The organism is Halopiger goleimassiliensis (genome assembly GCF_000455345.1).
GTDB classification, from domain to species: Archaea; Halobacteriota; Halobacteria; order Halobacteriales; family Natrialbaceae; genus Halopiger_A; species Halopiger_A goleimassiliensis.
In genome coordinates this window covers 1555581-1580374 of record NZ_HG315690.1, presented here as the reverse complement: position 1 = coordinate 1580374, position 24794 = coordinate 1555581, and the positions used below count along the sequence as shown (strand labels likewise).

Sequence of the window (24794 nt, the reverse complement as noted above, 5' to 3'; positions counted from 1 at the left end):
AACGAACCGACCGGAATCCGACGGCTCGAGTTTTTATTCTCCGCCTCGCTTGCCCTAGTAACGTTTAAACCAAAGTGCGCACAACAACCCCCATAATGGCGAGCAACAAGATTCTCGGAATCGACCTGGGGACGACGAACAGCGCGTTCGCAGTGATGGAAGGTGGCGATCCGGAGATCATCGTCAACGCCGAGGGCGAACGGACGACCCCTTCGGTAGTGGCGTTCACCGAGGACGACGAACGCCTGGTCGGCAAACCTGCGAAGAACCAGGCCGTCCAGAACCCGGAGCAGACGATCCAGTCGATCAAGCGCCACATGGGCGAGGAGGACTACACCGTCGAGATCGACGACGAGGAGTACACCCCCGAGGAGATCTCGGCGATGACCCTCCAGAAGATCAAGCGCGACGCCGAGGACTACCTCGGCGAAGAGATCGAACGCGCGGTTATCACGGTCCCGGCGTACTTCTCGGACCGCCAGCGCCAGGCGACCAAGGACGCCGGCGAGATCGCCGGGTTCGAGGTCGAGCGCATCATCAACGAGCCGACCGCCGCGTCGATGGCGTACGGCCTCGACGAGGAGGAAGACCAGACGGTTCTCGTGTACGACCTCGGTGGCGGCACGTTCGACGTCTCCATCCTCGAACTCGGTGGCGGTGTCTACGAGGTCGTCGCGACCAACGGTGACAACGACCTCGGTGGCGACGACTGGGACGAGGCCATCATCGACTGGCTCGCCGACAACTTCGAGGAGGAACACGGCATCGACCTCCGCGAGGACCGTCAGGCACTCCAGCGCCTGAAAGACGCCGCCGAGGAGGCCAAGATCGAACTCTCCTCGCGCAAGGAGACCGAGATCAACCTGCCCTTCATCACCGCCACGGACGACGGTCCCATCCACCTCGAGGAGTCGCTCACCCGCGCGAAGTTCGAGTCGCTGACCCAGGACCTGATCGACCGCACGGTCGAACCGACCGAGCAGGCCCTCGAGGACGCCGGCTACACCAAGGACGACATCGACGAGGTCCTCCTGGTCGGCGGTTCCACGCGGATGCCCCAGGTCGAAGAGAAGGTCGAGGAACTCACGGGCAAACAGCCCCAGAAGAACGTCAACCCCGACGAGGCCGTCGCGCTGGGCGCGGCGATCCAGGGTGGCGTCCTCGCGGGCGAGGTCGACGACATCGTCTTGCTGGACGTCACGCCACTCTCGCTGGGGATCGAGGTCAAGGGCGGTCTCTTCGAGCGCCTCATCGAGAAGAACACGACGATTCCGACCGAGGAATCGAAGATTTTCACCACGGCCGTCGACAACCAGACCTCCGTTCAGGTGCGCGTCTTCCAGGGTGAACGCGAACTCGCCGAGGAGAACGAACTGCTCGGCGAGTTCCACCTGACCGGCATTCCGCCCGCGCCGGCTGGCACGCCCCAGATCGAAGTGATGTTCTCGATCGACGAGAACGGCATCGTCAACGTCACCGCCGAGGACAAAGGCTCCGGCGAGAGCGAGGAGATCACCATCGAGGGCGGCGCTGGCCTCTCCGACGAGGAGATCGAGCAGATGCAGCGCGAGGCCGAAGAGCACGCCGAGGAAGACCAGAAACGCCGCGAGCGCATCGAGGCCCGCAACGCCGCCGAGGCGACGATCCAGCGCGCCGAGACCCTCCTCGAGGAGAACGACGAGCAGGTCGACGACGACCTGCGCGCCGACATCGAAGCAGCCATCGAGGACCTCGAGGCGACGATCGACGACGACGAGGCAGATGCGGAGGACATCGAAGCCGCGACCCAGGATCTAAGCTCCGAACTGCAGGAGATCGGTAAGCAGATGTACGAACAGGCCGGTGCAGCCGGCGCTGGCGGTGCCGGAGGCGCTGCGGGCGGTGCCGCTGGCGGCGCTGGCGCGGCCGGTGCCGGCATGGGCAGCGGCCCGAACCCCGGCCCGGGCGGCACCGCTGGCGGTGACAACGAGGAGTTCGTCGACGCGGACTTCGAAGACGTTGACGAAACCGACGAAGACTGAGTCGGTTTCGTCAGCCCGTCAGACGTAGTCTGCCGACGTCCAAGAAGACGACGACGAGTAACACGAGGAGTCGTCTTCTTGGGCTCGATGGACGAGCGTAGCGAGTCCATCGTAGTTTCGAAAAGTGAGCGAAGCGAACTTTTCGAATTGAAGACGACGAGTACGTCGTCCTCTTCAGCCCGTCAGACGTAGGCTGCCGACGTCGGCGACGAGGACGGGTAACGTGAAGTATCGCTCCGTCCTGCCGGTATTTCGTAGCGAACGGGAGTGGCAGCCACACAACAGTTATATCGAGTTATCCCCCCTTGATGTCGTATGTCACGTACTGAGAGGCGGTTTGGTGGAACCACCATCGCCGTCGGAGCTGGACTGGCGATAGTGGTCGGAGCGGCGGTGATCGGATACGGCCTCCTTCTCGTTCCAGTAACGGTTCTCGGTGGCGTCTGGATCGCGGCGATCGGACTCTCGCTGGCGCTTTCGGGACTGTTCGCCACCGAGCAGGTCGGCGCTCGCGTCGGTCTCGCCGCGGAGACCCGACGGCGGTGCTCGCTGACGTGTCTCGGGGCCGCCGCGTTCCTGCTGATCGCGTTCGTCGCCGTCAACGGTGCGTCCTTCGAATCGGGTTCGGCGGACGGTGCTTTCGAACTACTGTAGGCCGGCGTCGTCGTCTTCGAACGACCTCGAGTCACGGTCCGAAGTGCTCGAGCCGAGAGCCTCGCGGATTGTTCCGCACCGAGCGATGGTACCGAGGTCACGTCGCGTTCCTCGTGATCGGCGGCAACCGAACTACCCGGGGGCGTTTCCATCGTTCCCCGAGAACCGAAAACTCGTTTCCAATTGTAAACTATTATATATACCACACTTTTATGCCATGGTGGAGAACCACCAATCATGCGCGCCGCTGTAATCGAGGAACACGGGGAACCGCTGGTTCTGAAAGACGTCGAGTATCCGGAACCGCGGCCGGATCAGGTAATCGTCGAAACCGAAGCGTGTGGGGTCTGTCGTAGCGACTGGCACGCCTGGCAGGGCGACTGGAGCTGGATCGGGGCGGGGGTCCCCGAGGGGCAGATCCTCGGTCACGAACCGGCCGGCGTCGTCAGCGAGGTCGGCGAGGACGTCGAGACGCTCGAGGAGGGCGACCGGGTCGCCGTCCCGTTCCACCTCGGCGACGGAAGCTGTCCGCACTGCCGCGAGGGACGCGCGAACAACTGTGAGACCGTTATTCCCCTGGGGCTCTCGGAGTACTCACAGGGGGCGTTCGCGGAGGCGTTCCCCGTCCGCGAGGCGGACTTCAACTGCGTCAAGCTGCCCGAGGACGTCGACTACGCGGAGATGGCCGGACTGGGCTGTCGGTTCATGACCGCCTATCACGCGCTGGCCGATCGCGCGAACCTCCGGCCCGGCGACTGGGTCGCCGTCCACGGCTGTGGCGGCGTCGGCCTCTCGGCGATCCACATCGCCGACGCGCTGGGTGCCCATCCCATCGCGGTCGACCTCGTGGAGGACAAACTCGAGCGCGCGGAGGAACTCGGCGCTCGGGCGACGATCAACGTGACGGAGGTCGACAGCGCGGCCCGGGAGATTCAGGCCATCACCGACGGCGGGGCCGACGTCTCCATCGACGCGCTCGGCGTCGCCGAAACCTGCAAGAACTCGGTCAACAGCCTCGGGACGCGGGGGAGCCACGTCCAGGTCGGGCTGACGACCGGCGAGGAAGAGGGCCAGATCGACCTGCCGGTCGACGTGATGACGATGCAGGAGATCGACTTCCACGGCTCGTTCGGCATGCCGCTGGTCCGCTACGAGGAACTGTTCAACCTGATCGCCCAGGGCACCCTCGAGCCGAGCAAGATCATCGGCGAGCGACTCTCGCTCGAGGAGGTGCCCGAAACGCTGGCTTCGATGGACGAGTACGAGACGGTCGGCATCCCCGTCATCACCGAGTTCTGATCGGTCGGTGTCGTTAGTGGTCGGAACGCCGGGACGGGGGTGGACGCCCGCCCCGGTGTGAGAGACATGAGCGAACTCGAAGCGGGGGCGAGTCCACTTCCGATCGATCCGGGCACGGACGAACGCGATCGGCCGGTCAGTGCGTCTCGATCCGGAGTGCGTCGAACGCGTACCCGGCGGGGCATTCCTCCCCGCAGGTGGCTCGAGGGGGCCGTCGTCCTTTGTTATGCGGGTGGCCGATCGGACGTAAGCGGGACGAACTCTCGACAGAGAGCTTCTACACCGCTGATAGGTCGTGGTTACGACGAGTGAGGGACCGGTTTCGCCGACGGGATCGTCGTCCGGGAGGCTCCGGTTCGGGATCGTCCGACGTTCGGCAGGATGACTGCTGGTAGGACGATACGCGCCTGGAAACCGAGGACTCACCGCAATTATGCGGCGCATACTCTATTCGTCCGCCGTCAGTTTCGGAGCGCCCGACTCAGCCGCGTCATCCGTTGAAACGAGCGTATCGCCGGTAATACGGCCGTATACCGGGGCGACTTTCGGTTACAAGCCGGATAACTACAACCGACTGCCGCTATCGGTCGGATATGATCACCTGTGAACAGTGCGACACCCCGCAGTTCCTGCAGATCACCCAGAGTCGCGTCTACTTCGAAGACGGCGAGATGATCAACGAGATTTCGGAAACGTACGAGTGTACGCTCTGCGGGGCGACCGGGCAGTACATCTACGACGAGGACCGCGACGAGGAGACGGTGACCGGGGACGTCACGCTCACGAAAGAGCGCCCGAAGTACGCCTGACAGGCTCGCCCGGCGCTCAGCCGGGTACTCGCCGGTTCCAGGGGTATCGAGGTGTTCTGCACGCTATTCGTTCGAACGTCTTCCGAACGCGATTTCGAGGTCGACGGTTTCTCAGGGTCGTTCGTCGCTCGAGCGGTCGCCGATGGCGATCGACTGGTCCCGGTCGCCGTACTGTCGTCTGGTGATCGCCGAACGCCGGTGCTCGAGGTCCCACTCCTCGAAGAGGCCGTACTCCTGCATGGTTGCCATGCCGGCGATGGCGGCAGTGAGTTTGATTCCGACCAGCGGGATGTCGGCGACGGAGACGATCACGTCCGCCCGCAGAATGGCACCGTCCCGGAGTACCACGTCCAGCACGTCGACCAGCGCCTCGTCGTCTTTGCGGGGTCTCATGGGTCCTCCATCGATTCAGTCCCGGGTTCGCCGCCCAGTTCCGGGGCAAACGTGTACGGCGGCCACGGACCCGTGAACCGCACCTCGAGACCGTCGGTCGACGCCACGTCGTCCAGGATCGACCCGATAGCATCCTCGTCGTCCTCGTGGGCCAGCAGCGTGAACCGGCAGACCGTTTCACCGTCCTCGTCGGTTTCGATCTCGTCAGAGAGCGACGCCGTCGGCGAGCGCTCGAGCGCGTGGACCTCCCTGGTGACGTCGGTCAGTTGCGCCTCGAGGTCGGCAGCGATCGATTCCCGGCGGGCCGCCCGAAGGTCCGTCAGTTGCTGATCGAGGCGTTTCTCGAGGAGGTGTGCCGTCCCCTCGTCGGCGGCCTCGATCCGGTCCGCGAGGTCGCGCAGGTCGTCGTGGTCCTCGATCAGCGTCTCGTCCTCGGGCGGATCGATCTCGACGACCTCGACGCGATACTCCCAGTGGTCGGCCAGCGCCTCGAGCGCGTGGGCGAGCGTCTCGCGCTCCGACCGGAGCCACTCGCGGACGCCTTCGTCGTCGCCCCGGAGGATGGTGTCGAACTGGAACGGGATCGGCGTGCCGAAAATCCGGCCGGCCTCGTCGACGACCGTCTGGTGCCGGACGAGCCAGCGCCTGACCTGGGCGAGGTCAGCGGAGTCGTAGAGGCTGTCACAGGCGTGGACGACCGCACCGATCCCGTCCGCGGTGATCACCGAGACGGGTTCGCCGTCGACGCCGGTCGTCTCGAGGGCGTCCGGGTTCTCCTCGGCGTCCACGATGCAGTAGAGGTAGCGACCCTCCTCGAACTCGGGAACGTCCGCCGCCTCGACTCCCTCGGTGACGTCGCCCTCCTGTTCGACGCGTTCTATTTCGTCCATTTCGTCGAATCTCACTGCCCGTCACCTCCGAACACGGAGTATCCCGGCTGGTGCGTCGACCGCGGTTCGCCGTGGAGTTGTTCGATCACGTCGTTGACCAACCCGTCGAGTTCGCCGTGGAGGTCGTCGACGCTCTCCTCGATCCCCTCGTCGCGTTTCAGCTGGTCGATCTCCGCCTCGATCGCCGCGAGTTGACTCCCGAGGCGTTCGATCTCCTCGTCGGTGAGGTTCCCCGACTCCATGCGCCGGACCGCCTCGCGCTCGAGCGCGCTGATGAGGATCTCGACGACGGTGACGACGAGCGTCACGAGCCCCTGGCGAGCGTCCTCCCCGTCGCCGACGTCGATCTTCGTCACGCGGGTACACCTCCGTCGCTCACGCTAGCTCCCCTCCGGTTCGGCCGTCGACTCCTCGCTCTCGGCGCTCGATTCCTCGTCGTTCGCGTCGCCATCGTCGCTCGAGTCGGTTTCGGACTCGTCAGCCGAGCTATCGGCACTCGAGTCGTCGCTGAGCATGTCGAACCCGCCGCTCGTCGGGCGATCAGGGTTCGGTCGTGCGCCGACGCGTTCGCTGCCGCGATCCGGCGGTCGGTAACTCGCGTCGCCATCGGTGCTTCCGTCGTCGGAGTCGGTCACCTCGTCGCCCGCTTCGTCCGAAGTGACGTTGACGCCACGGGTCGGATCGATTGCGGGGTTCGGTCGCTCCATCTCGGCGAGTTCCGGATCGCCGGCCGCCTCGGCGACCCGTCGCATGTCGGTGCCCTCGGGGAACTCGAGGCCGTACTTCGCGGCCGTTTCGAAGGAGGCGATGGCGGCCCGTACCTGGACGCCGAGCAGTTGCGTATCGCCGATGGAGACGGCGATGTCGGCGTTGATGACGATGCCCTTGTCGAGCAGCATCTCGACGACCTCCGCGAGGTCGGTCTTCTGTCTGCTCGGCTGGAAGTCATGGGGCACGGCGCTCACCTCCGTGGGTTGGTGGATCGCGCGTCGGTGCTCCCCGAGCGGTCGGTGTAGTCGTCGATGCTGGCGATTCGCCGCCGGTCGTAGTTAGTGGTGGGTCAGTCATCCTCGCTCCTCCGTTTCTGTCGTTCTCGTTCGAACCGCTGGCCGTAGATTCGCTTCCGGCTGGGGGCCGTCGAGAGCCGGACGTCCTGGGGCACCGTCGAGTGCTTGACGCCGCTACCGACCGCAGCCCGCTCGGTCGGCATCGTCGAGGCCGCGGTCGGGTTCCGCGAGTTCGTACTCGTGTCGCGTCGGCGCATCCGATCGCGGTTGAACGCGACGAGACGCTCGAACTTCGCGTGGGTCTCGAGCAGCGCCGCCCGGAAGGCGTCGATCCCCTGCATCGCCGCCCGCTGGATCGCTATCTGGTAGGCCTGCGGATCGTCCATCACGTCGATGTCACCCAGGGCCTCTGCAGGGTCGACGTCCTCGAGCAGGTCTCCCTCGCCACCGAGCAGTCCGTCCTCGCCCCCCAGGCCGTCCTCTCCGACGAGTTCCGATCCCTCGTCGGCCACGGACGCCGCGGCCTCCTCGACCATCCCCGCGTCCTCACCGGTCTCGGCGAAGTCGTCGACGGCTGCCTCGAGTTCCTGCCCGGCGTCCCACATCTCGCCCAGCTCCGTCGCGTCCCAGGCCTGTAACAGATTCAGGGCGCGGACGAGCTCGGTGACATCGACGGCGTCGCCGACGCCCGTATCGTCGTCGGCCACCACCTCGGGCACCTCGCCGACCTCGATCGCTTCGAGCAGCTGGTCGACGTCGACGGCCTCCGGAAGGTCCGAAAGGTCGATCGTCTCGAGCAACTCCACCGCCTCCGTCGCGACCGTCGCGAGGGTGTCGACGTCGCCGAGCAGTCCCTCGATGGTGTCGTCCTCGAGTTCCTCGACGCTCTCGACGTCGGCGAGGTACTCCTGGACGTTCTCGAGGCTGTCTTCGGCTTCCTCGAGCAGGGCGTCCAGGGATTCCCCGGTGGCCGATTCTTCAGCCATCGTCCTCACCTCCCTCGGCTCGATCGTCGCGTTCGATCCGGACGGTCAACACGCCGTTTTTGAACACCGCCTCGGCCGTGCGCTCGGGCCAGGGGACGTCGATGCGCTCGAGTTCCCGCCCCGAGACGCCGACGACCAGGCTCGCGTCGTCGAACCCGACGGTGACCTCGTCGGGATCGGCTCCCGGAACGTCGGCGATCACCAGCAGTTCGTCGTCCTCCCGTCTGGTCGTGAGTCGGTGATCGGTCGCGCTGTCGGTCGCCCGGGTCCGCGTCGTCCGCGATCGGTCCCGACGCGACCGTTCGTGCTCGGAGAACGGGTTGCCCTCGAACCGCGAGCCGTCGAGGATGTCCTCGCCCATTCCGACCGAGACGTCGTAGTCGATGCTCGTCCGGCCCGACCGTCGCTGGCCCGAGAACGCCCCCTCCTCGAGGGCCTCGAGCGCCGACAGCAGGTTCGAGAGCCAGTCGATTCCACCATCGTCGCCCGCGTCGGATGGCCGGTCGTCCCTGTCGGCGGGGCCGTCACCGTCTCTCGGATCGTCGGGGCCGTGTGGAGACATTATCGTTTCACCTCGACGCGGCCGCTGGCGAACCGTTCGTGGACGTCGCGAGCGATCTCGAGTTCGGCCTCGAGTTCCTCCTTGCGTCGCCGGTACTCGGACTCGGAGCGGTCGCCGATCTCGTACAGCAACTGGTTCTCCTTGAGGTCGTCCTGGATCGCCTCCACGTCGTACAGCTCGTGGAGAGCCATCGTGTGGATCGTGTCGACGATGTCGACGAACGGTCGGAAGAGCAGGTCGTCGAGGATGAACATGGTTATCGTTGGGCTCCGATCTCGACGTCGACGAAGCTGTACGGGGCGAACGGTCCGGTGTACCGGAAGGTCAACTCCTCGTAACGCTCCTCGAGGTCGGCGACGGCCTCGTCGAAGCGCTCGCGGTCGTCGCGGTCGACCAGGTACGAGCGGTTCAGCACGAGGCGATCGCTGAACATGTCGTTGGGGACCGACTGGGCGGCGATCGACTCGAGGTCGTCGGCGACCGCGGTCTCGATCGCTTCCGCGTCGACCTCCTCGTCCTCGCTGCGGACGACCTTGAGGCCGAGTTCGATCCGCCCCTCGACGTCGTTCAGCGCCCGCCGGAACGCCGGCCGTGCGCCGCGCAACACGTTCTTCAGCGCGCGATCGCTCTCGAAGGCCATGCCGAACTGCATCGGAACGATGGCTCGGCCACCGTCCCGGTTCATGATCTCCCGGAGGACGTCGTCGTGGCGCTGGGCGTCTTCGTCGGTTTCTTCGGGATCGGTCGTGTCGACGTCCGAGACGACCGCACCGAGGCGACGGTGGGAGATCGTGTAGACGTAGTCGGCGTCGCGGACGGCGTCGGTCTCGAACTCGATCGGATCGCCGTCGACGATCCCGTAAACGTACCGGTTGCTCATCGGCGAATCACGCTCCGGGAGACGTAGTGGATCGAACGTAACGTTGTCATAGCTGGCTGATTTGGGCCGCTCGAGGAACTCGTGGCGGCCTTCGACAGGTGGACGCCTCACCGTAGTGCTTGCAGACGCAGCCCGTGGGCGCTTCGGGTATTACGCGCGCGTCGCCGACCGCCTCGAGAGACGGACGCTCCCGTACGCGCTGACCAGCGCCAGGAGGGCAACCAGCCCGCCGAGGACGAGGGAAGCCCAGTAGAGGATGCCGCTCACGTCGAAGACGATGAGTGCAGCGGCGAGCACCCAGACGCCGCCGAGGAAGAGGACGACCGGCGCGAGGATTCCCGGGAGTCTGCCGCCGTCGGGAACCGACGCCGTGTAGGCGGCGGCAGCGGCGATGATTGCCCCTGAGAGCACGTTGTTGACGACGACGAGCCCGTTTCCGGTGAAGAAAACCCCCGAGACGAGAATCAGGGCTCCGAGCCCACCTGCGAGGCCGGCCGCTCGCTGTGTCATCGGATCCGTTCGCTCGAGTGAACCGTGGTCGCTCATGACTCGTCACCACGATGGCCAGCGGGCTAACGATGGTGCCGGCATACGTGGGGCGGTTTACGGATCGAGGACACCTACGAAGTCGTCTCCGCTGGCGATTTCGCCCCAGCCCGTACACGTTCGTAGACGGCACCGCCGAGACAGCCGACCGGGACGGCGAGCCAGCCCGATAGGATCACAGCAAAGAGACCGATCGCCGCGGTGAACCGCCCCGCATCGACCACTGCTGCCACGATCGAGGAGCCGTCGGAACCCGAAACGAGTCCGACGGTCACGATAGCGAAGACGACCGCGAGCGAACCGAGATACGTCGCCGCGACCGTCACGCCTCCGGCGAGGGCACCCATCGCGGTCCCGTCGACCGGAAACGCGCTCCAGATCAGCGTCGAGACGGCGAACGCGGTCGGAACGACGATCGGAATCGCGACGACGGCGCTCGCTGCCCAGAAGACGTGCCCCACGCCGAACGGCGATCCCAGCCAGTCCAACAGCACCACGCCGGCGGCGAACGCGAGAGCGAGCGCCAGCGCGGCGCTCGCGGCGGCGTAGCCCGCACCGAGGTGTCGACGATCCGCACCGGGGAGCCGACCGGGGCCGTATCGTTTGCAGATCCGGTGGATACCGTGGAGGGTGATCACGGAACTCATACGAGGCGTTCTACGGATGGGGTCAAGTCGATTGGGTCCGGCGTCCCGTCGTTTTCCTCGGTGCACCCATCGTTCGCCCCTGCTGGTGGGCCCGCCGGACGGTCCGTGACGGAGTTTCGCAGCCTCGAAGCCTTGCAGACGCAGTGCCAGTCGTGTTGGGTGCAAGTCGTGAACGTCGAGACGGCTATGGCACAACCACAACGACGCCCCGACTCCTCGAGTCTCGCGGAGGTACTGGACCGCATCCTCGACAAGGGTGTGGTCATCGACGTCTGGGCGCGCGTCTCGGTCGTCGGGATCGAACTGCTGACGATCGAGGCCCGCGTCGTCGTGGCCTCGGTCGACACCTTCCTGCACTACGCGGAGGAGATCGCAAAAATCGAGCAAGCCACCGCGGAGGGCGATCTCGAGGAACTCGAAGAGCTCGAGGTCGAGCCGCGGCCGGAATCGTCGCCCCAGTCCGCGGAGTAACCCCGCATGGCAGACGACACCTCTCGCGAGCGCAAGGTGCGCGGTCGGAAGATCCGCAGCGGCCGCAAGCGGAAGGAGGGTCGGAAAGCGAAGAAGGAACTCGCCCGCAAGGCGTCGCAGGCTCGCGAACGGAACGGGGACAGCCCCCTCGAAGATCCCGAGGAGGTCGTTCCGGAGCCGTTCGTCGAGACCGACGCCGTCGCGTCGCTCCGGAGTCGCATCACCGGCTGGCTCGAGGCGGACCAGCCAGTCCACCTGATCGGCCCCACCGGCAGCGGCAAGACCGCGCTCGCGCTCTCGGCCGCGGCCGAACGCGGCCGGCCGGTCGTCTGGCTCAACGGCGACGACGCCGTCGACACCGCGGCGCTGGTCGGCGACCACGCGGGCGGCGAACGCTACAAGGAGAACGACCAGTTCGTCGGCGGCGTCAGCAAGAAGACCGAAATCGTCCGCGAACGCTGGGTGGACAACCCCCTCTCGGTCGCGGTCCGGGAGGGCGCGACGCTGGTATACAACGAGTTCTCGCGCAGCGATCCCGCGGCCCACAACGTCTTGCTCTCGGTCTTCGAGGAGGGCGTCCTCGAGCGACCGGGCAAACGCGGCGAGGATCGCACCATCGAGGTCCACCCCGAGTTCCGGGCGATCGTCACCTCCAACGACGTCGAGTACGCGGGCGTCCACGACCAGCAGGACGCCCTGCTCGACCGGTTCGTCGGCGTCCGCCTCGACTACTACGACGCCGAAACCGAACGCGAGATCGTTCGGGCGCACGTCGACCTCTCCGACGAAGCCGTCGACACGATCGTCGACACGACGCGGGCGTTGCGCGACGAACTCGACGTCGTCGTCGGGACCCGGGCGGCCATCACGGCCGCGAAGGGCCTGGCCGTCTTCGACGGTCAGGGAGACGAGGGGGTCGACGACGACCTGCTCGTGGAGGTCTTCACGGACGTACTCGCGCCGAAAGTCGCGGGGGAGGACGCCGCGGACGTCGAGGCGCTTCGATCGTCGATCGCCGGCGTCTGCTGACCCGCGGACGCCGCGCTCGAGGAACCGACAAACCGAACCCAGGGCAATGGCCGAAGCAGACGCGAACGACTCCACCGACCGCTGCATCGCGCTCACCGAGTCCGGCGAGCGCTGCTCGCGGCCAGCCTCCGACGACGGGTTTTGCTACCAACACGACGAGAGTGATCCAACCGTGAGCGACAGTCAGACAGCGACAGAGGAGGAACAGGAAGCGAGCGAGCAAGAACAATCCGAGGGCGAGAGCCGCAGCCGACAGCTCGGTCCCGATATGACGGCCGAAGAGCGGACCGACCCCGAGGACGTCGACGCCGACGTCGAGACCGATCACGAGGAGATCGAGGGCGTCCTCGCGGTCCGGCGAACCGTCGAGTCGACGGCCGGTGAACTCATCGGACGGGAGTTCGACGCCGTCAGCGAAATTACGCCGACGGAGGAGGGCTGGCGAGCCATCGTCGAGGTGGTCGAGCGGCGCTCGGTCCCCGACACCCAGGACGTCATCGGCCGCTACGAGATCGAACTCGACGAGGGTGCTACCGTCCACGGCTACCGCCGCCTCGATCGGTACCGACGCGGCGACACCACGCAGTTCGAGTGACGCCCTCGGTCCGGTCTGCGGGGTTCTGACCCCGTCGATCAGGTCTGACTCCGTCGCTCGAGGGTTGACCACCTCGATCGATGTTTGATCCCGTCCCTCGAGGGTTGACCACCTCGATCGATGTTTGATCCCGTCCCTCGAGGGTCGACCCCGCCCTCGAGACCGGACGTCGCTCCTCCTCCCCCCGAGCGCTCCGTCCCTCGCTCGGTTCTCCGGACGCCGGTTATCGACAGCGAGTCGCACCGCAACCCCGTCGAGTAGCGGGCCGTCACGACCACGGCCAACCACTTTACCCGACTCCTCCGTGGGGTCCCCAATGGTCTCGACTCTCGAGCGCCGGGCGTTTCTCCTGGCGAGCGGCGGAATCGGGATCGCGAACGGTGTCGACGCCACGGGTGTCTCACAGGCGGATACTGAGCGAGCGGAGAGTTCCGACGAACGATCGAACGAGGTCGCGGTCGTCTCCCAGCACTCCCTCGCGACCGACGCGGGGCTGGAAATCCTCGAAGCGGGCGGATCGGCCGCCGACGCCGCGGTCGCCGTGGCCTGTGCCCTGTCGGTGGTCGAACCCTGGTTCTCGTCGGCGTTGGGCGGCGGCACCTGGGCGCTGTACTACGACGCCGACTCGGGCGAGGTGACGAGCCTCGACGGAGTTGGCCCGATCGGCTCCGAGGCGTCGGTCGAGGATTACGAGGCGCGTGCGGACGAGGCCGGCATGCACCAGTCGATCGTCCCCGGTGCCTGGGACGGCTGGATGCTGTGGCTCCGCGAGTACGGCGAACTGGACCTCGAGACGGTGCTCGAACCGGCGATCACGCTCGCTCGCGAGGGGTATCCGGCGAGTCCGGGGATGGCGTCCTGGCTCGAGACCGAGTCCGAGGAGCTAGAGGTTCGGCCCGACGCGCAGGCGATCTACGCGCCCGACGGAGACCTCCTCGAGGAGGGCGACACGGTGTATCAGCACGACATGGCCGACACCTTCGAGGCGCTCGCGGACGCGTACGAGGAGCGCAGCGAGGAGGGCCGCGAGGAAGCGATCCAAGCCGCCAGGGATCACTTCTACCGGGGACCGATCGCCGAGGCGATCGTCGACTTCTCCGACGAGCGCGACGGCTACCTGACGCTCGAGGATTTTCACGAGTTCGAGGCCGAGATCGTCGACCCGATCGCGATCGACTGGAACGAGGACGTCCGCGTCTACCAGAACCCGCCGAACAGTCAGGGGATCACGCAACTGCTGGCGTTGAACGTCCTGAAGGGGTTCGACCTCGAGCAGTACGATCCGGACGACCCCGACGCGATCCACCTCCAGGCCGAGGCGCTCAAACTCGCGTTCGCCGATCGGCACTACCACGTCGGCGATCCGGACCGGGTCGACGTCCCCGTCGACGACCTCCTGGACGACGAGTACGCCGCCGCCCAGCGCGATCGGATCGAGACCGACGAGGCGATGGCGTGGCCGATCGACAGCGGGCTCGAGGGCGAAAGCGCCGCTCACACGACGACCTTCCACGTCGTCGACGCCGCGGGCAACGCGGCCGCGGTGACCACCAGCCTCGGGGCACAGTTCCAGGTCGTCGGCGACACGGGCATCCATATCAACAACCGGATGCGGATGGTCGCCCTCGAGGAGGACGATCCGAACCGGCTGACGCCCGGATCCAAGGTCCGGCACACCTCCAATCCCTACATGGCGACCCGTGAGGGCGAGCCGTACGTGCTGGGTGGCAACACCGGCGTTGACACCCAGCCGCAGGGCCAGACCCAGCAGTTCGTCAACGTCGTCGCGTTCGGCCTCGACGCCCAGGCGGCGATCGACAGTCCTCGGTTCGAGACGACCGCGTTCCCATCGACGCAGTACCCCTACGAGGTCGAGAACGCGCTCGAGATGGAACGCGAGTTCCCGGACGAGGTCGTCGCGGACCTCGAGGAACGGGGACACGACGTCGATCTCGGGAGATCCTTCGGCACGGCGAACGCCATCGTCGTCGACGAGGACGGGTCGCTCGACGTGGGTTCCGAATCCAGGATCGAGACCGCCGAAGGCATCGTCTCGCAACTTCTCGACGACTGAGCCGGCGTCGATCCAGCAAGGTATTTCCGCATCCGGCTTCGGGGTTCGAGTATGGACCCGGCGCTTGGCCCTCCCGAGGAGATGGCCGAGAAACGCGACGAGCTGACGCCGATGATGCGTCAGTACCACGACCTCTGTGCGCGCTACGACGACGCGCTCGTCCTCTTCCAGGTCGGGGACTTCTACGAGACCTTCTGCGAGGCCGCCGAGCGCACCGCGCGGCTGCTCGAGATCACGCTCACCAGCCGCGAGGATTCGACCGGCGAGTACCCCATGTCGGGGATTCCGATCGACAACGCCGAGTCGTACATCGAGGAACTGCTCGAGGCCGGCTATCGGGTCGCCATCGCCGATCAGGTCGAAGAGCCCGGCGAGACCTCCGGCGTCGTCCAGCGCGCCGTGACGCGTGTCATCACGCCGGGGACGCTCACCGAGGACGAGTTGCTCTCCAGCGACGACAACAACTTCGTCGCCGCGGTGGCCCGAAGCGGCGACGGCCGGGACGCGACGCTCGGCCTCGCCCTGCTGGACGTCTCGACGGGCGACTTCCTCGCGACCAGTTCCGGCTCGAGCGAGGCCATCGCGGACGAGATCAGCCGCTTCGATCCGGCCGAAGCCGTCCTCGGTCCCGACGCGCCGGCCGATGTCTTCCCCGAGGACTGCATGGTGACGCCGTTCGAGGAGCGGGCCTTCGCGGACGACCACGCCCGCGAGAAGTTGGCGGCGTACTTCCGGAACCCTGACGCCCTGCTGGCGAGCGACGCCGAGATCCGGGCCTGTGGCGCGGTGCTGTCCTACGCGGAGTACGTCCGCGGCGGCGAACACGAGGGCGAACGCGGGGCCGTCCGGACCGACGCCGACGACGCTGTGGATCTCGAGTCGGATCGCACGCGGCTCGAGTACATCACCCAGCTGACCCGCTACGACCCCCGTGAGTACCTGCTGCTCGACGCCGTGGCCCTGCGCAGCCTCGAACTGTTCGAACCGCGGGCCGTCCACGGCCGCGAGGACGCGACCCTCGTCGGCGTCCTCGACGAAACCGCCAGCGCGCTGGGCGGCCGTCGACTGCGCGACTGGATCCGCCGCCCGCTGCTCGAGCCGTCCCGGATCGAGGCGCGGCTGGACGCCGTCGAGGAACTGACCGGCTCGGTGCAACGCCGGGAGCGGCTCCACGATCTGCTCCGGGACGTCTACGACCTCGAGCGACTCATCGGTCGGATCTCGCGGGAACGGGCAAACGCCCGCGACCTGCGCTCGCTGCGGGACACCCTCGCGGTCGTCCCCGACCTGCGGGCCGAACTGGCCGACGCCGACTGTGACCGCCTGCGGGAACTCCACGAAGCGCTGGACCCGCTGGCCGACGTTCGCGAGTTGATCGACGACGCCGTCGTCGCGGACCCGCCGATCGAGATCACCGAGGGCGGAATCATCGCCGAGGGCTACGACGAGGACCTCGACGACCTCAGGCAGACCGCTCGAGACGGCAAGCAGTGGATCGACGACCTCGAGGAACGCGAGCGCGATCGGACCGGCATCGACTCGCTCAAGGTCGGCCACAACGCCGTCCACGGCTACTACATCGAGGTGACGAATCCGAACCTCGATCGGGTGCCCGACGACTACGAGCGCAGGCAGACGCTCAAAAATTCCGAGCGATTCGTCACGCCCGAACTCAAGGCCCGGGAGGACGAGATCGTCGGGGCCGAACAGCGGGCCGACGACCGCGAGTACGAACTGTTCCGCGAGGTGCGCCGGGCTGTCGCGGACGAGGTCGAGCGCGTGCAGGCGCTGGCCGACGCGGTGGCGAGCCTCGACGCACTCGTCTCGCTCGCGACCGTCGCCGCCCAGTACGACTACTGTCGGCCGGAGATCGTACCCCACGAGGAAGCAGTCGGAAACGGCGGGAACAGCGGCAACGACGGCAACTTCGGCGACGGAATCGGTGGTGACGGCCTCGAGATCGACATCGAAGGCGGTCGCCACCCCGTCGTCGAGCGCACGCAGGAATCGTTCGTCCCGAACGACGCACACCTGAGCGACGACCGCCGCGTGGCGATCATCACCGGGCCGAACATGTCGGGCAAGTCGACCTACATGCGACAGGTCGCCCAGATCGTCCTGCTCGCGCAGGTCGGCAGCTTCGTTCCGGCCCGCTCGGCCCGGATCACTCCCGTCGAGCGGATCTTCACCCGCGTCGGCGCGAGCGACGACATCGCCGGCGGCCGCTCGACGTTCATGGTCGAGATGGACGAACTGGCGACGATCCTCCGCGAGGCCGACGATCGCTCGCTCGTGTTGCTGGACGAGGTCGGTCGCGGCACTTCGACGGCCGACGGCCTCGCCATCGCGCAGGCGATCACCGAGCACGTCCACGACGAGGTCGGTGCGACCACGCTGTTCGCGACCCACCACCACCCGCTCACGGAACTCGCCGACGACCTCGAGGCCGCCTTCACGCTGCACTTCGAGGTCGACCAGGACGAGGGCGAGGTCGTCTTCCGCCACGAGATCGCCCCCGGCGCGGCGACGGGGTCGTACGGCGTCGAGGTGGCGACTGCCGCTGGCGTCCCCGAGGCCGTCGTCGAGCGCGCTCGAGAGGTGGTCGCGGAGCGGGCCGACGCCGACTCGGACGCGCTCGGGTCGACAGCCGATGCGAAGGCGGCTGGACCCGCCACGGCGGAGGAGTCGGCGGACGAGCCATCGACGGCCGCGACGGCGGACGGTGGCGACGATCCCACCGACGTCGCCGCCGAACTCCGCGCGCTCGATCTGGGCCACCTGACGCCGGTCGAGGCGCTGACGGAACTGGATCGGTTGAAACGGATGCTCGAGGAGTGAGGATCGATCCTGGGCGACACCTGCCGTTGCTCGGCGATTTCTGGAAGCCGATCTGAACGATCTCGAGTCGGTTAGTGCCGGTTCCGGTACCGGTCAGGAAGCTGAAACGCCTCGTTCACGTCGTTCAGGTACGCCAGAACGAGAAAACAGACGATTGCGCGACCGTACGCCAGCGTCGCGACCGAGAACGCGCCGACGAGAGCGAACCAGACCATCCCGCCGGCCCACCCCCACTCGCGGCGGGTCCACAGCCCGTAGATGATACCGGCGAAGGCGACGCCGAACGCGCCGAACGGTGCGAGCGCCGTTGGATCGCCGTCGGTGACGAGCCGCGAGAGGAACGTCACGTGGTCGAGCCAACAGACGACGGCGACCACACAGCAGAGTTTGACGCCGAACGGTGTCGACGAGTCGTCGTCGACCGGAACGGGGCGTCCGCCCGAGAACGACGGGCGATAGAGGGGGTTGTCCGACAGCCCACCTCCGTCGTGGGGACCCATGTATTCAGGTCAACTTCCCAACATGAAAATAGTTCTGGTACGAGACGGTCGATCACTCCTCGCGCTGGGCGACCTCGAGGAACGCGAGCGCGCCGCCGAGCAGTGCGGTATTCTTCAGGAAGTGGATCAGTTCCTGTTGCTGTCGGTCCGGGTCGTCGACGTTCCAGAAGTCGTGCATCAACGGCGTGACGCCGATCAGGAAGGTGGCGACCGCCGCCGCGCCGGCCGCCGGGGCCCGCCAGAGGGCGACGCTGATCCCACCCAGCAGGAGGCTCCCGCTGATCGCCGGCACCGAGACGCCGGTCATCGGCACGTCTTTGGCGTCGGCGTAATCGATCCGCCCCTCGAGGTTCCGCAGGTTGTCGACGGCGTTGAACGCCAGGATGCCGCCGAAGAGGAACCGACCCAACCGGAACAGCGACGACTCCGTAAGATCGGGTTCTGTCGGTTCGCTCGCGGGACGTTGCGTCGAGTCGTGCGGTCGCCGACGCTCCTGGGAGAGGAGTTCCATGTCGGCCCTCCCACGGCGAGCGAAATAGGCATCCCGTCGGCAGTTGCATGGGTCGCTGTCGGGACGGTACCGTCGTGTGGGTTCTACCGCCGCCCCTCGAGTCGAAATCGACGCGCGAAGGGACGTCGAGCGATCGGATCACCGCTCTTCCCGCCCATTTATATACGATATCTAACTACAGCAACCCATGGCTGGATCGACGGGAACCGGTCGGCAGTCTCCGGTTACGGCCCCGGTAGTGGTCTACGGGCTCACGGGACTTCTCATCACGGTGGGGACCTGGCTGGGGAGCGTACGACTCTGGGCGTCGGCGATCGGCCCCCAGTACGCCCCGGTGGCGGCTTCGCTGTTCGCCCTGGGGGCGGCGTTCGTCGCCGGCTACGTGGGCTACTCGGCTGCCGACGAACTGACCCTCGCGCTGTCGGGCTACCTGCTGGGATTCGCCGGTGCGGCGCTTGGCTTCCTGCTGGCCGTCTGGGGGGCCGTCTTCGGGGGGATCGCAGTCGCCATCGGGACGACGGCTGCGGCCGAGGCCGCAACGACCGTGACGCTCGGTCTCGCTGCGGTACTCGTCGCCCTCTCCGTGCTGACGGTCGGGACGGTCGGCTCGAGCACGGACTGGTCGCTGACGCTGCGGATGGTCGTCACGGTACTGTTGCTGGCGTTCGTCCTCGTCGTCTTCCTCGTCGCGGTCTGGGCGGTCGTCTACCTCGTAGCCGTGCTGACGATCGGGGTCACGCTCGCGCCCTACGTCTCGTGGGGAGCGACGCTGGTCGCGATGGGACTGATCGGCTACCGGGAGTACGGCCAGATCGGGTTCGTCGAGTCCGGGGCGGACGCGACGCCGACGACGGCGGAGGACCTCCCCGAGATCCACGCGACGGTGACGCGGATCGCGGCGCAACTCGACGTCCCGAAGCCGACGGTTTCGATCTCCGAGACGCACGCGCCCGAGGCGATGGTCGTCGGCTTTCGACCGGAGAAGACGCACCTCGTTCTCTCCTACGGGGCCGTCACTGCGCTCTCGGACGACCAACTCGAGGCCGTCGTCGCGCACGAACTCGCCCACGTCGCCAACCGGGACGCGATGGCGATGACCGTCGTTTCGCTGCCGGTGCTGCTGGCCGACGGGCTCCGAACGCGGATGTGGGACCGCATCACCGACGACGAGGACGACGAGTACGACGGCCCGCAGGTCGATCCGTACGACTCCGAATGGGACGAACTGACCTACGGCTCCCGTACCGACTCGAGCGACGACGAGGACGACGACAACGTCTTCGAGTACCTGTTTTACGTCCTCGCGACGGCAGTCTGGATCGTCAGCCACGCGATCGTCTCGCTGCTCTCACAGACGCGGGAACTCGCGGCCGACCGGACGGCGGCGGAACTCACCGGCGATCCCGCTGCACTCGCTACGGCCTTGGAGACGTTGGACGAGCGCATCGACGCGACGCCCGCCGACGACCTGCGAGAGGTCTCGAGCGTCTCCCGGCTCTCGATCCTGCCGTTCGATCCCGTCGCGCTCGACGATCGGGACGGACCGCTGTCGTGGTCGCCGCCGGAGCGACTCCGACGGTTCTTCCGGACCCATCCCTCCACGGAACGGCGCGTCGAGGAACTCAGCGCGCTCGAGCGCGAGGACCTCGAGTGATCGTCAGTCCTCGGGTGCGGGCTCGAGCGAGACGAACTCGAGGCCGTGGCGGGCGAGCAGCCGTTCCGCGCGATCGGTCACCGACGGCGCGACCAGCAGCCCCCGGACCGTTGCATCGGCGTGGAGGTCCCGTTCGACGGCGTCGACGTAGCGCCGGAGTTGACTGACGGCGTCGGGACCGACGCGGCGGCGCTTCAGTTCGACCACGACAGCGCGCCCGACGGCGTCCTCACCGTAGATGTCGACGGCCCCTGCGGCGGTTTCGCGCTCGGTCGCCAGCGGCGTAAAGCCGGACTCGAGGACGGCCGGCGTCTCGAGGATCCGCTGGCGCAGGTCCTCCTCCGTTCCCGAGAGCGCGAGGTCGGAGTCGTCGGTGCCCGAGAAGGCCGACACCTGGCCCACGCGATCGAATCGGACGCAGAGTCGCTCGTCCGGCGTCGACCGGACGCTCTCGAGGACGAGCCGGGTGCCGTCGTCGGAGTCGTCGGGGTCGCGATCGTCGCCGGCGTCCTCGAGGTAGACGTCGTGTTCACAGCCTGGCGGCTGCCAGTTGACCGGCTGCTGGCCCTCGTGGGTGTGGACCAGCGCCGCGCCGTCGGGTTTGAGCATGACGTGGCGATCCCCAGCCTCGAGCCTGCTCGTCGCACGGCCTTCGTAGTCGACGGTGCAACGACCGAAGACGGTCACGAGGGCGTCGCGCGCGATCCCGTCCGCGACCGTCGCGCGCGCCGCTTCCAGCGGAGGCCGCTCGAGCGTTTCGACGCGGGGACTGTCCGGTGCGTCGCTCACTGGTCTCGGCTAGCGGGGGCGCGGATAAAAGTGGCGCGACCCCGATGCCCGACGCGGGATTACCTGTGTGGATAACAAGGCTTATCTTTCGGCCTGCCCGCGTTCCGGAGACACGATGTCGAATCACCCCTCTCGCCGTCGCTTTCTCGCACTCACCGGTACCGGCACAGCGGCTGGCCTCGCCGGCTGTTCGCGACTCGAATCGCTGACCCAATCGGACGACCAGGGCGATAGCGGGGCCGGCGATGCGGTCACGGTAGCCGTCTCGCCGTCCCAAGAGCAGCTAGCGAGTCTCAACGAGCGGTTCCAGAGCGGAGAACTCAGCCAAACGGAAGCGATCGACGAGCAACAAGCGTTGACCGAAGACGCTACGTCCGCCTTCGAAGCGTCGGCGAGCGAGCGGGATATTTCGATCGAAGCCTCCGAACCCGCGTTCGGACTTCTTCGCGTCACGGGTGACGACACCGCGATCATGGATGCGCTCCGAAGCGGCGACATCGAGGGCATCTATCCCGGCGATCAGTACGACGCGTTCGTCCAGCAGGAGCAACAACGCGTCCAGCAACAGCGGATGATCGCGGAACAACAGGAACAGGGGCAGGATCAGCAGACGGACGACGGAACGAACGATTCCGACGCCGACACCGAATCGGACGCCGACGACGGATCGGGTTCCGACGACGGATCGGCCGCCGACAACGAATCCACCGCGTAACGCGTTCCTCCCTATCGCCGGTTCGATCGTTACCGCTCTACGCCGAACGGACTCTCGCGTTCGGTCCAGTTCCACCCCGGCAGTCGTTCCTGGAAGCCAGCCGCGAGCGCCGCCTCGAGGTCGTCGACGCCGGCCATCTCGTCCGTCCCGCCGTGGACGTGGACGTCGGCGTAGTGAAACGTCGCCTCACCCAGGGTCCGCAGGGGTTGGGTCCCCGCGATGGTCGCGGCGAGTTCACGACCCAGTATCTCGTCGACGACGAACCCCGGGTAGTCGTCCTGGACGTCGAGATCCCGGAGGATGGCGACCAGCGCGGCGACGTTGACCGCCAGATCCCCGTCGGCGAAGACGGCGTCGACTTCGTCTCGGTACTGTCCGTCGGTGACTGGATCGACGTCGGTCTCGAACGCGACGCCGAGTTCCGCGCGAACGTCGTTGATGATCGGGACGACAGTGTCGGCGCGGGCAGCGACCCAGTCCCGTTCCGTCGCGACGCGATCGGGTGTCAACTCCATACCCGGCCTACCCCCTCGAGTGCCCTTGCTTTTGCGAAGGCTTTTATACCACGCAAAGAATAGCGTCAGGTAAGCGGGTTCTCCCGGAATTGTCCCGCATCAACCAGGATAACCGACCTGGGAGCGCGTTCGTCACGCCACTGCACCACAGGATGATTCGGACACAGCGACGTACTGTGCCGTCCGACGCAGGGGACGTCTCTCGCAGGTGTCGTCGATCAGGACGAGCATCGACGACCACGGAGGCGACCTGCCGTCCTGCCGGTGTCCCTGGTTCGGGCGGGCGCTCCCGGCGGCGAGTTCACGCAAGCCAATTCGGCGACCTATGAGCACTGTAGAGCAGCAACTCGACGATTTGAAAGCAGAGATCACGAGCGAGTTACCGAGCGATATCTCGGTCTCCTCGGTGAAGTACGAAGGCCCGGAGCTGGTGGTCTACACCCGCGATCCGAAGAAATTCGCCCAGCAAGGCGATCTCATCCGGAAGCTCGCGAGCAAACTCCGCAAGCGCATCACCGTCCGGCCGGACCCGAGCGTCCTCTCGCGACCCGAGGAGGCCCGCGAGGAGATCATGAACGTAATCCCCGAGGAAGCGGGCGTCACGGACCTCGATTTCCACGCCGACACCGGCGAGGTTGTCATCGAGGCCGAGAAACCCGGCATGGTGATCGGCCGCCACGGCTCGACGCTCCGCGACATCACGAAAAACGTCGGCTGGACGCCCGAGGTCGTCCGCACGCCGCCGATCGAGTCCTCGACCGTCTCGAACGTCCGCAGCTTCCTCAAACAGGAACGCGACGACCGACGCGACATTCTGGAGAAGGTCGGCCGGCAGATCCACCGCGAGGAGATGTCCGACGACGAGTACGTCCGCATCTCGACGCTGGGTTGCTGTCGCGAGGTCGGTCGGGCCTCCTTCATCCTCTCGACGCCCGAGACGCGCATCCTCGTCGACTGCGGTGACAAACCCGGCGCGGAGGGCGAAGTTCCGTACCTCCACGCTCCCGAGGCGTTCGGCGCGGGTCCGGAGACGATCGACGCGGTCGTCCTGACCCACGCCCACCTCGACCACTCCGCGTTCATCCCGCTCCTGTTCAAGTACGGCTACGACGGCCCGATCTACTGTACCGAGCCCACGCGCGACCTGATGGGCCTGCTGACGCTCGACTACCTCGACGTCGCGGCCAAGGAAGGGCGGACGCCGCCGTACGACTCCGAGCAGGTCCGGGAAGCGATCAAGCACACGATCCCGCTCGAGTACGGCGACGTCACCGACATCGCGCCGGACGTCAAACTGACGCTGCACAACGCCGGCCACATCCTCGGTTCCGCCGTCTCGCACTTCCACATCGGTGACGGCCTCTACAACGTCTGCTTCTCCGGCGACATCCACTACGAGGACACCCGCCTGTTCAACGGCGCGGTCAACGACTTCCCGCGCGTCGAGACGCTCGTCCTCGAGTCGACCTACGGCGGGCGCAACGACTACCAGACCGACCAGGAGGACTCCGAACGTAAACTCAAGGAGATCATCACGGAGACCTACGAGCGCGACGGGAAAGTGCTGATCCCGGCGTTCGCCGTCGGTCGCTCCCAGGAGATCATGCTCGTCTTGGAGGAGGCGATGCGCAACGGCGACATCCCCTCGATGCCGGTCCACCTCGACGGCATGATCTGGGAGGCGACCGCGATCCACACCACCTACCCCGAGTACCTCCGGGACGACCTCCGGGATCGCATCTTCCACGAGGACGAGAACCCCTTCCTCGCCGAGGAGTTCAACCACATCGACGGCGGCGAGGAAGAACGCCAGGACGTCGCCGACGGCGACTCCTGTATCATCCTCTCGACGTCCGGGATGGTCACCGGCGGCCCGATCATGTCCTGGCTGGGCCACCTCGGCTCCGATCCGGACTCGACGCTGACCTTCGTCGGCTACCAGGCACAGGGGACCCTCGGCCGCCGCATCCAGAACGGCTGGGACGAGATTCCCACCAGCGAGATCGGCGCCGTCGGCGACAACGGCCGCGGCACCCTCTCGCTGAACATGAACGTCGAGACCGTCGACGGCTTCTCCGGCCACGCCGACCGCGCCGGCCTCGAGAACTTCGTCAAGACGATGAACCCCCGCCCCGAGAAGGTGCTCTGCGTCCACGGCGACGAACGCTCCACGCAGGACCTCTCGAGCGCGCTGTACCACGAGTACAACATGCGGACGTTCGCGCCGAAGAACCTCGAGACCTTCCGCTTCTTGTAAAGCCCTCACTCGGCCCTGGCGGGCCTCGTTCGCCCTTTACAATTCCGCCAGGACCGGATCGGTGCGCGGCGCGCTGGTTGCGCGCCGCGCCGGTCGCCTGCCCTTCCCCGGCCTCGAGCACTCGCCGCCGGGCGCGGCGAGCGCTCGAGTCG

26 protein-coding genes are annotated in these 24794 nt (G+C 66.8%); 12 read left to right on the top strand and 14 right to left on the bottom strand.

The features are described 5' to 3' along the window. Nucleotides 1-95 precede the first annotated feature (95 nt). The 4 genes from dnaK (at nt 96) to TX79_RS07720 (ending at nt 4783) form a co-directional block, all read left to right on the top strand. Complete coding sequence (gene dnaK / locus TX79_RS07735; RefSeq protein WP_049926887.1) at nt 96-2021, top strand: molecular chaperone DnaK; 1926 nt, start codon at nt 96-98, stop codon at nt 2019-2021. Nucleotides 2022-2336: 315 nt separating this feature from the next. Further along, entirely contained in the window at nt 2337-2675 is a 339-nt protein-coding gene (locus TX79_RS07730) for a hypothetical protein (protein ID WP_230198552.1), read from the top strand. Between the two features lie 237 nt (nt 2676-2912). Next, a complete protein-coding gene (locus TX79_RS07725; RefSeq protein WP_049926886.1) occupies nt 2913-3974 on the top strand; it encodes a zinc-dependent alcohol dehydrogenase family protein in 1062 nt (353 codons plus the stop codon). A gap of 593 nt (nt 3975-4567) precedes the next feature. Continuing rightward, complete coding sequence (locus tag TX79_RS07720; RefSeq protein WP_049926885.1) at nt 4568-4783, top strand: hypothetical protein; 216 nt, start codon at nt 4568-4570, stop codon at nt 4781-4783. Between the two features lie 111 nt (nt 4784-4894). On the opposite strand, the gene gvpM is transcribed toward TX79_RS07720, so the two are convergent. The 10 genes from gvpM to TX79_RS07670 form a co-directional block, all read right to left on the bottom strand. Then, entirely contained in the window at nt 4895-5176 is a 282-nt protein-coding gene (gvpM, locus tag TX79_RS07715; RefSeq protein WP_049926884.1) for a gas vesicle protein GvpM, read from the bottom strand. After that, nucleotides 5173-6066 (bottom strand): gas vesicle protein GvpL, encoded by an 894-nt coding sequence (gene gvpL, locus TX79_RS07710; RefSeq protein WP_049926883.1) that lies wholly within the window; start codon nt 6064-6066, stop codon nt 5173-5175. Before gvpL ends, gvpM begins: the two co-directional genes overlap by 4 nt. 11 nt (nt 6067-6077) lie before the next feature. Next, a complete protein-coding gene (locus tag TX79_RS07705; RefSeq protein WP_049926882.1) occupies nt 6078-6422 on the bottom strand; it encodes a gas vesicle protein K in 345 nt (114 codons plus the stop codon). Between the two features lie 24 nt (nt 6423-6446). Further along, a complete protein-coding gene (gene gvpJ / locus TX79_RS07700) occupies nt 6447-7031 on the bottom strand; it encodes a gas vesicle protein GvpJ (RefSeq protein WP_049926881.1) in 585 nt (194 codons plus the stop codon). Between the two features lie 95 nt (nt 7032-7126). Then, nucleotides 7127-8059, bottom strand: coding sequence for a hypothetical protein (locus TX79_RS07695; protein WP_049926880.1), 933 nt, complete (start codon nt 8057-8059; stop codon nt 7127-7129). Further along, the gene (gvpH, locus tag TX79_RS07690) at nt 8052-8621 is read right to left on the bottom strand and encodes an Hsp20/alpha crystallin family protein (protein WP_049926879.1); all 570 of its coding nucleotides are present in this window, start codon (nt 8619-8621) and stop codon (nt 8052-8054) included. The genes TX79_RS07695 and gvpH overlap by 8 nt, the downstream gene beginning before the upstream one ends. Beyond that, nucleotides 8621-8875: a gas vesicle protein GvpF gene (gene gvpF, locus TX79_RS07685; RefSeq protein ID WP_049926878.1), complete on the bottom strand. Its 255-nt coding sequence runs from the start codon at nt 8873-8875 to the stop codon at nt 8621-8623. The genes gvpH and gvpF overlap by 1 nt, the downstream gene beginning before the upstream one ends. 2 nt (nt 8876-8877) lie before the next feature. Beyond that, complete coding sequence (locus tag TX79_RS07680) at nt 8878-9501, bottom strand: GvpL/GvpF family gas vesicle protein (protein ID WP_049926877.1); 624 nt, start codon at nt 9499-9501, stop codon at nt 8878-8880. Between the two features lie 150 nt (nt 9502-9651). Then, a complete protein-coding gene (locus tag TX79_RS07675; protein ID WP_154660478.1) occupies nt 9652-10047 on the bottom strand; it encodes a hypothetical protein in 396 nt (131 codons plus the stop codon). Nucleotides 10048-10121: 74 nt separating this feature from the next. After that, the gene (locus tag TX79_RS07670; RefSeq protein WP_049926876.1) at nt 10122-10694 is read right to left on the bottom strand and encodes a hypothetical protein; all 573 of its coding nucleotides are present in this window, start codon (nt 10692-10694) and stop codon (nt 10122-10124) included. 186 nt (nt 10695-10880) lie between these two features. Between TX79_RS07670 and gvpA the strand changes: the two genes are divergently transcribed. From gvpA to mutS, 5 genes are all read left to right on the top strand, one after another. Beyond that, nucleotides 10881-11165: a gas vesicle protein GvpA gene (gene gvpA, locus TX79_RS07665; protein ID WP_008159420.1), complete on the top strand. Its 285-nt coding sequence runs from the start codon at nt 10881-10883 to the stop codon at nt 11163-11165. A 6-nt stretch (nt 11166-11171) separates the two neighbouring features. Next, the gene (gene gvpN, locus TX79_RS07660) at nt 11172-12194 is read left to right on the top strand and encodes a gas vesicle protein GvpN (protein ID WP_049926875.1); all 1023 of its coding nucleotides are present in this window, start codon (nt 11172-11174) and stop codon (nt 12192-12194) included. 46 nt (nt 12195-12240) lie between these two features. After that, nucleotides 12241-12789 carry a gas vesicle protein GvpO, halophile-type gene (gvpO, locus tag TX79_RS19835; RefSeq protein WP_049926874.1) on the top strand — a complete coding sequence of 183 codons (549 nt, stop codon included), beginning with the start codon at nt 12241-12243 and terminating at the stop codon, nt 12787-12789. A gap of 316 nt (nt 12790-13105) precedes the next feature. Beyond that, complete coding sequence (locus TX79_RS07650; protein ID WP_049926873.1) at nt 13106-14863, top strand: gamma-glutamyltransferase family protein; 1758 nt, start codon at nt 13106-13108, stop codon at nt 14861-14863. Between the two features lie 51 nt (nt 14864-14914). Beyond that, the gene (mutS, locus tag TX79_RS07645) at nt 14915-17701 is read left to right on the top strand and encodes a DNA mismatch repair protein MutS (RefSeq protein ID WP_049926872.1); all 2787 of its coding nucleotides are present in this window, start codon (nt 14915-14917) and stop codon (nt 17699-17701) included. A 71-nt stretch (nt 17702-17772) separates the two neighbouring features. On the opposite strand, the gene TX79_RS07640 is transcribed toward mutS, so the two are convergent. Together TX79_RS07640 and TX79_RS07635 are read right to left on the bottom strand one after the other, a co-directional pair. After that, nucleotides 17773-18201 carry a hypothetical protein gene (locus TX79_RS07640; RefSeq protein WP_049926871.1) on the bottom strand — a complete coding sequence of 143 codons (429 nt, stop codon included), beginning with the start codon at nt 18199-18201 and terminating at the stop codon, nt 17773-17775. A 52-nt stretch (nt 18202-18253) separates the two neighbouring features. Next, complete coding sequence (locus tag TX79_RS07635; protein ID WP_049926870.1) at nt 18254-18712, bottom strand: DoxX family protein; 459 nt, start codon at nt 18710-18712, stop codon at nt 18254-18256. A 187-nt stretch (nt 18713-18899) separates the two neighbouring features. Between TX79_RS07635 and TX79_RS07630 the strand changes: the two genes are divergently transcribed. Beyond that, complete coding sequence (locus TX79_RS07630; protein ID WP_230198551.1) at nt 18900-20366, top strand: M48 family metalloprotease; 1467 nt, start codon at nt 18900-18902, stop codon at nt 20364-20366. A 3-nt stretch (nt 20367-20369) separates the two neighbouring features. Here the strand turns inward: TX79_RS07630 and nucS are convergent, their stop codons facing one another. Then, nucleotides 20370-21155 (bottom strand): endonuclease NucS, encoded by a 786-nt coding sequence (gene nucS, locus TX79_RS07625; RefSeq protein WP_049926868.1) that lies wholly within the window; start codon nt 21153-21155, stop codon nt 20370-20372. Between the two features lie 115 nt (nt 21156-21270). Between nucS and TX79_RS07620 the strand changes: the two genes are divergently transcribed. Continuing rightward, nucleotides 21271-21870: a hypothetical protein gene (locus tag TX79_RS07620; RefSeq protein ID WP_049926867.1), complete on the top strand. Its 600-nt coding sequence runs from the start codon at nt 21271-21273 to the stop codon at nt 21868-21870. Between the two features lie 29 nt (nt 21871-21899). On the opposite strand, the gene TX79_RS07615 is transcribed toward TX79_RS07620, so the two are convergent. Beyond that, complete coding sequence (locus TX79_RS07615) at nt 21900-22385, bottom strand: hypothetical protein (RefSeq protein WP_049926866.1); 486 nt, start codon at nt 22383-22385, stop codon at nt 21900-21902. Nucleotides 22386-22710: 325 nt separating this feature from the next. Here TX79_RS07615 and TX79_RS07610 point away from each other — a divergent pair, with 325 nt between their 5' ends. Further along, nucleotides 22711-24642, top strand: a complete 1932-nt coding sequence (locus tag TX79_RS07610; RefSeq protein WP_049926865.1) for a beta-CASP ribonuclease aCPSF1 — start codon at nt 22711-22713, stop codon at nt 24640-24642. The last annotated feature ends 152 nt before the right edge of the window (nt 24643-24794 follow it).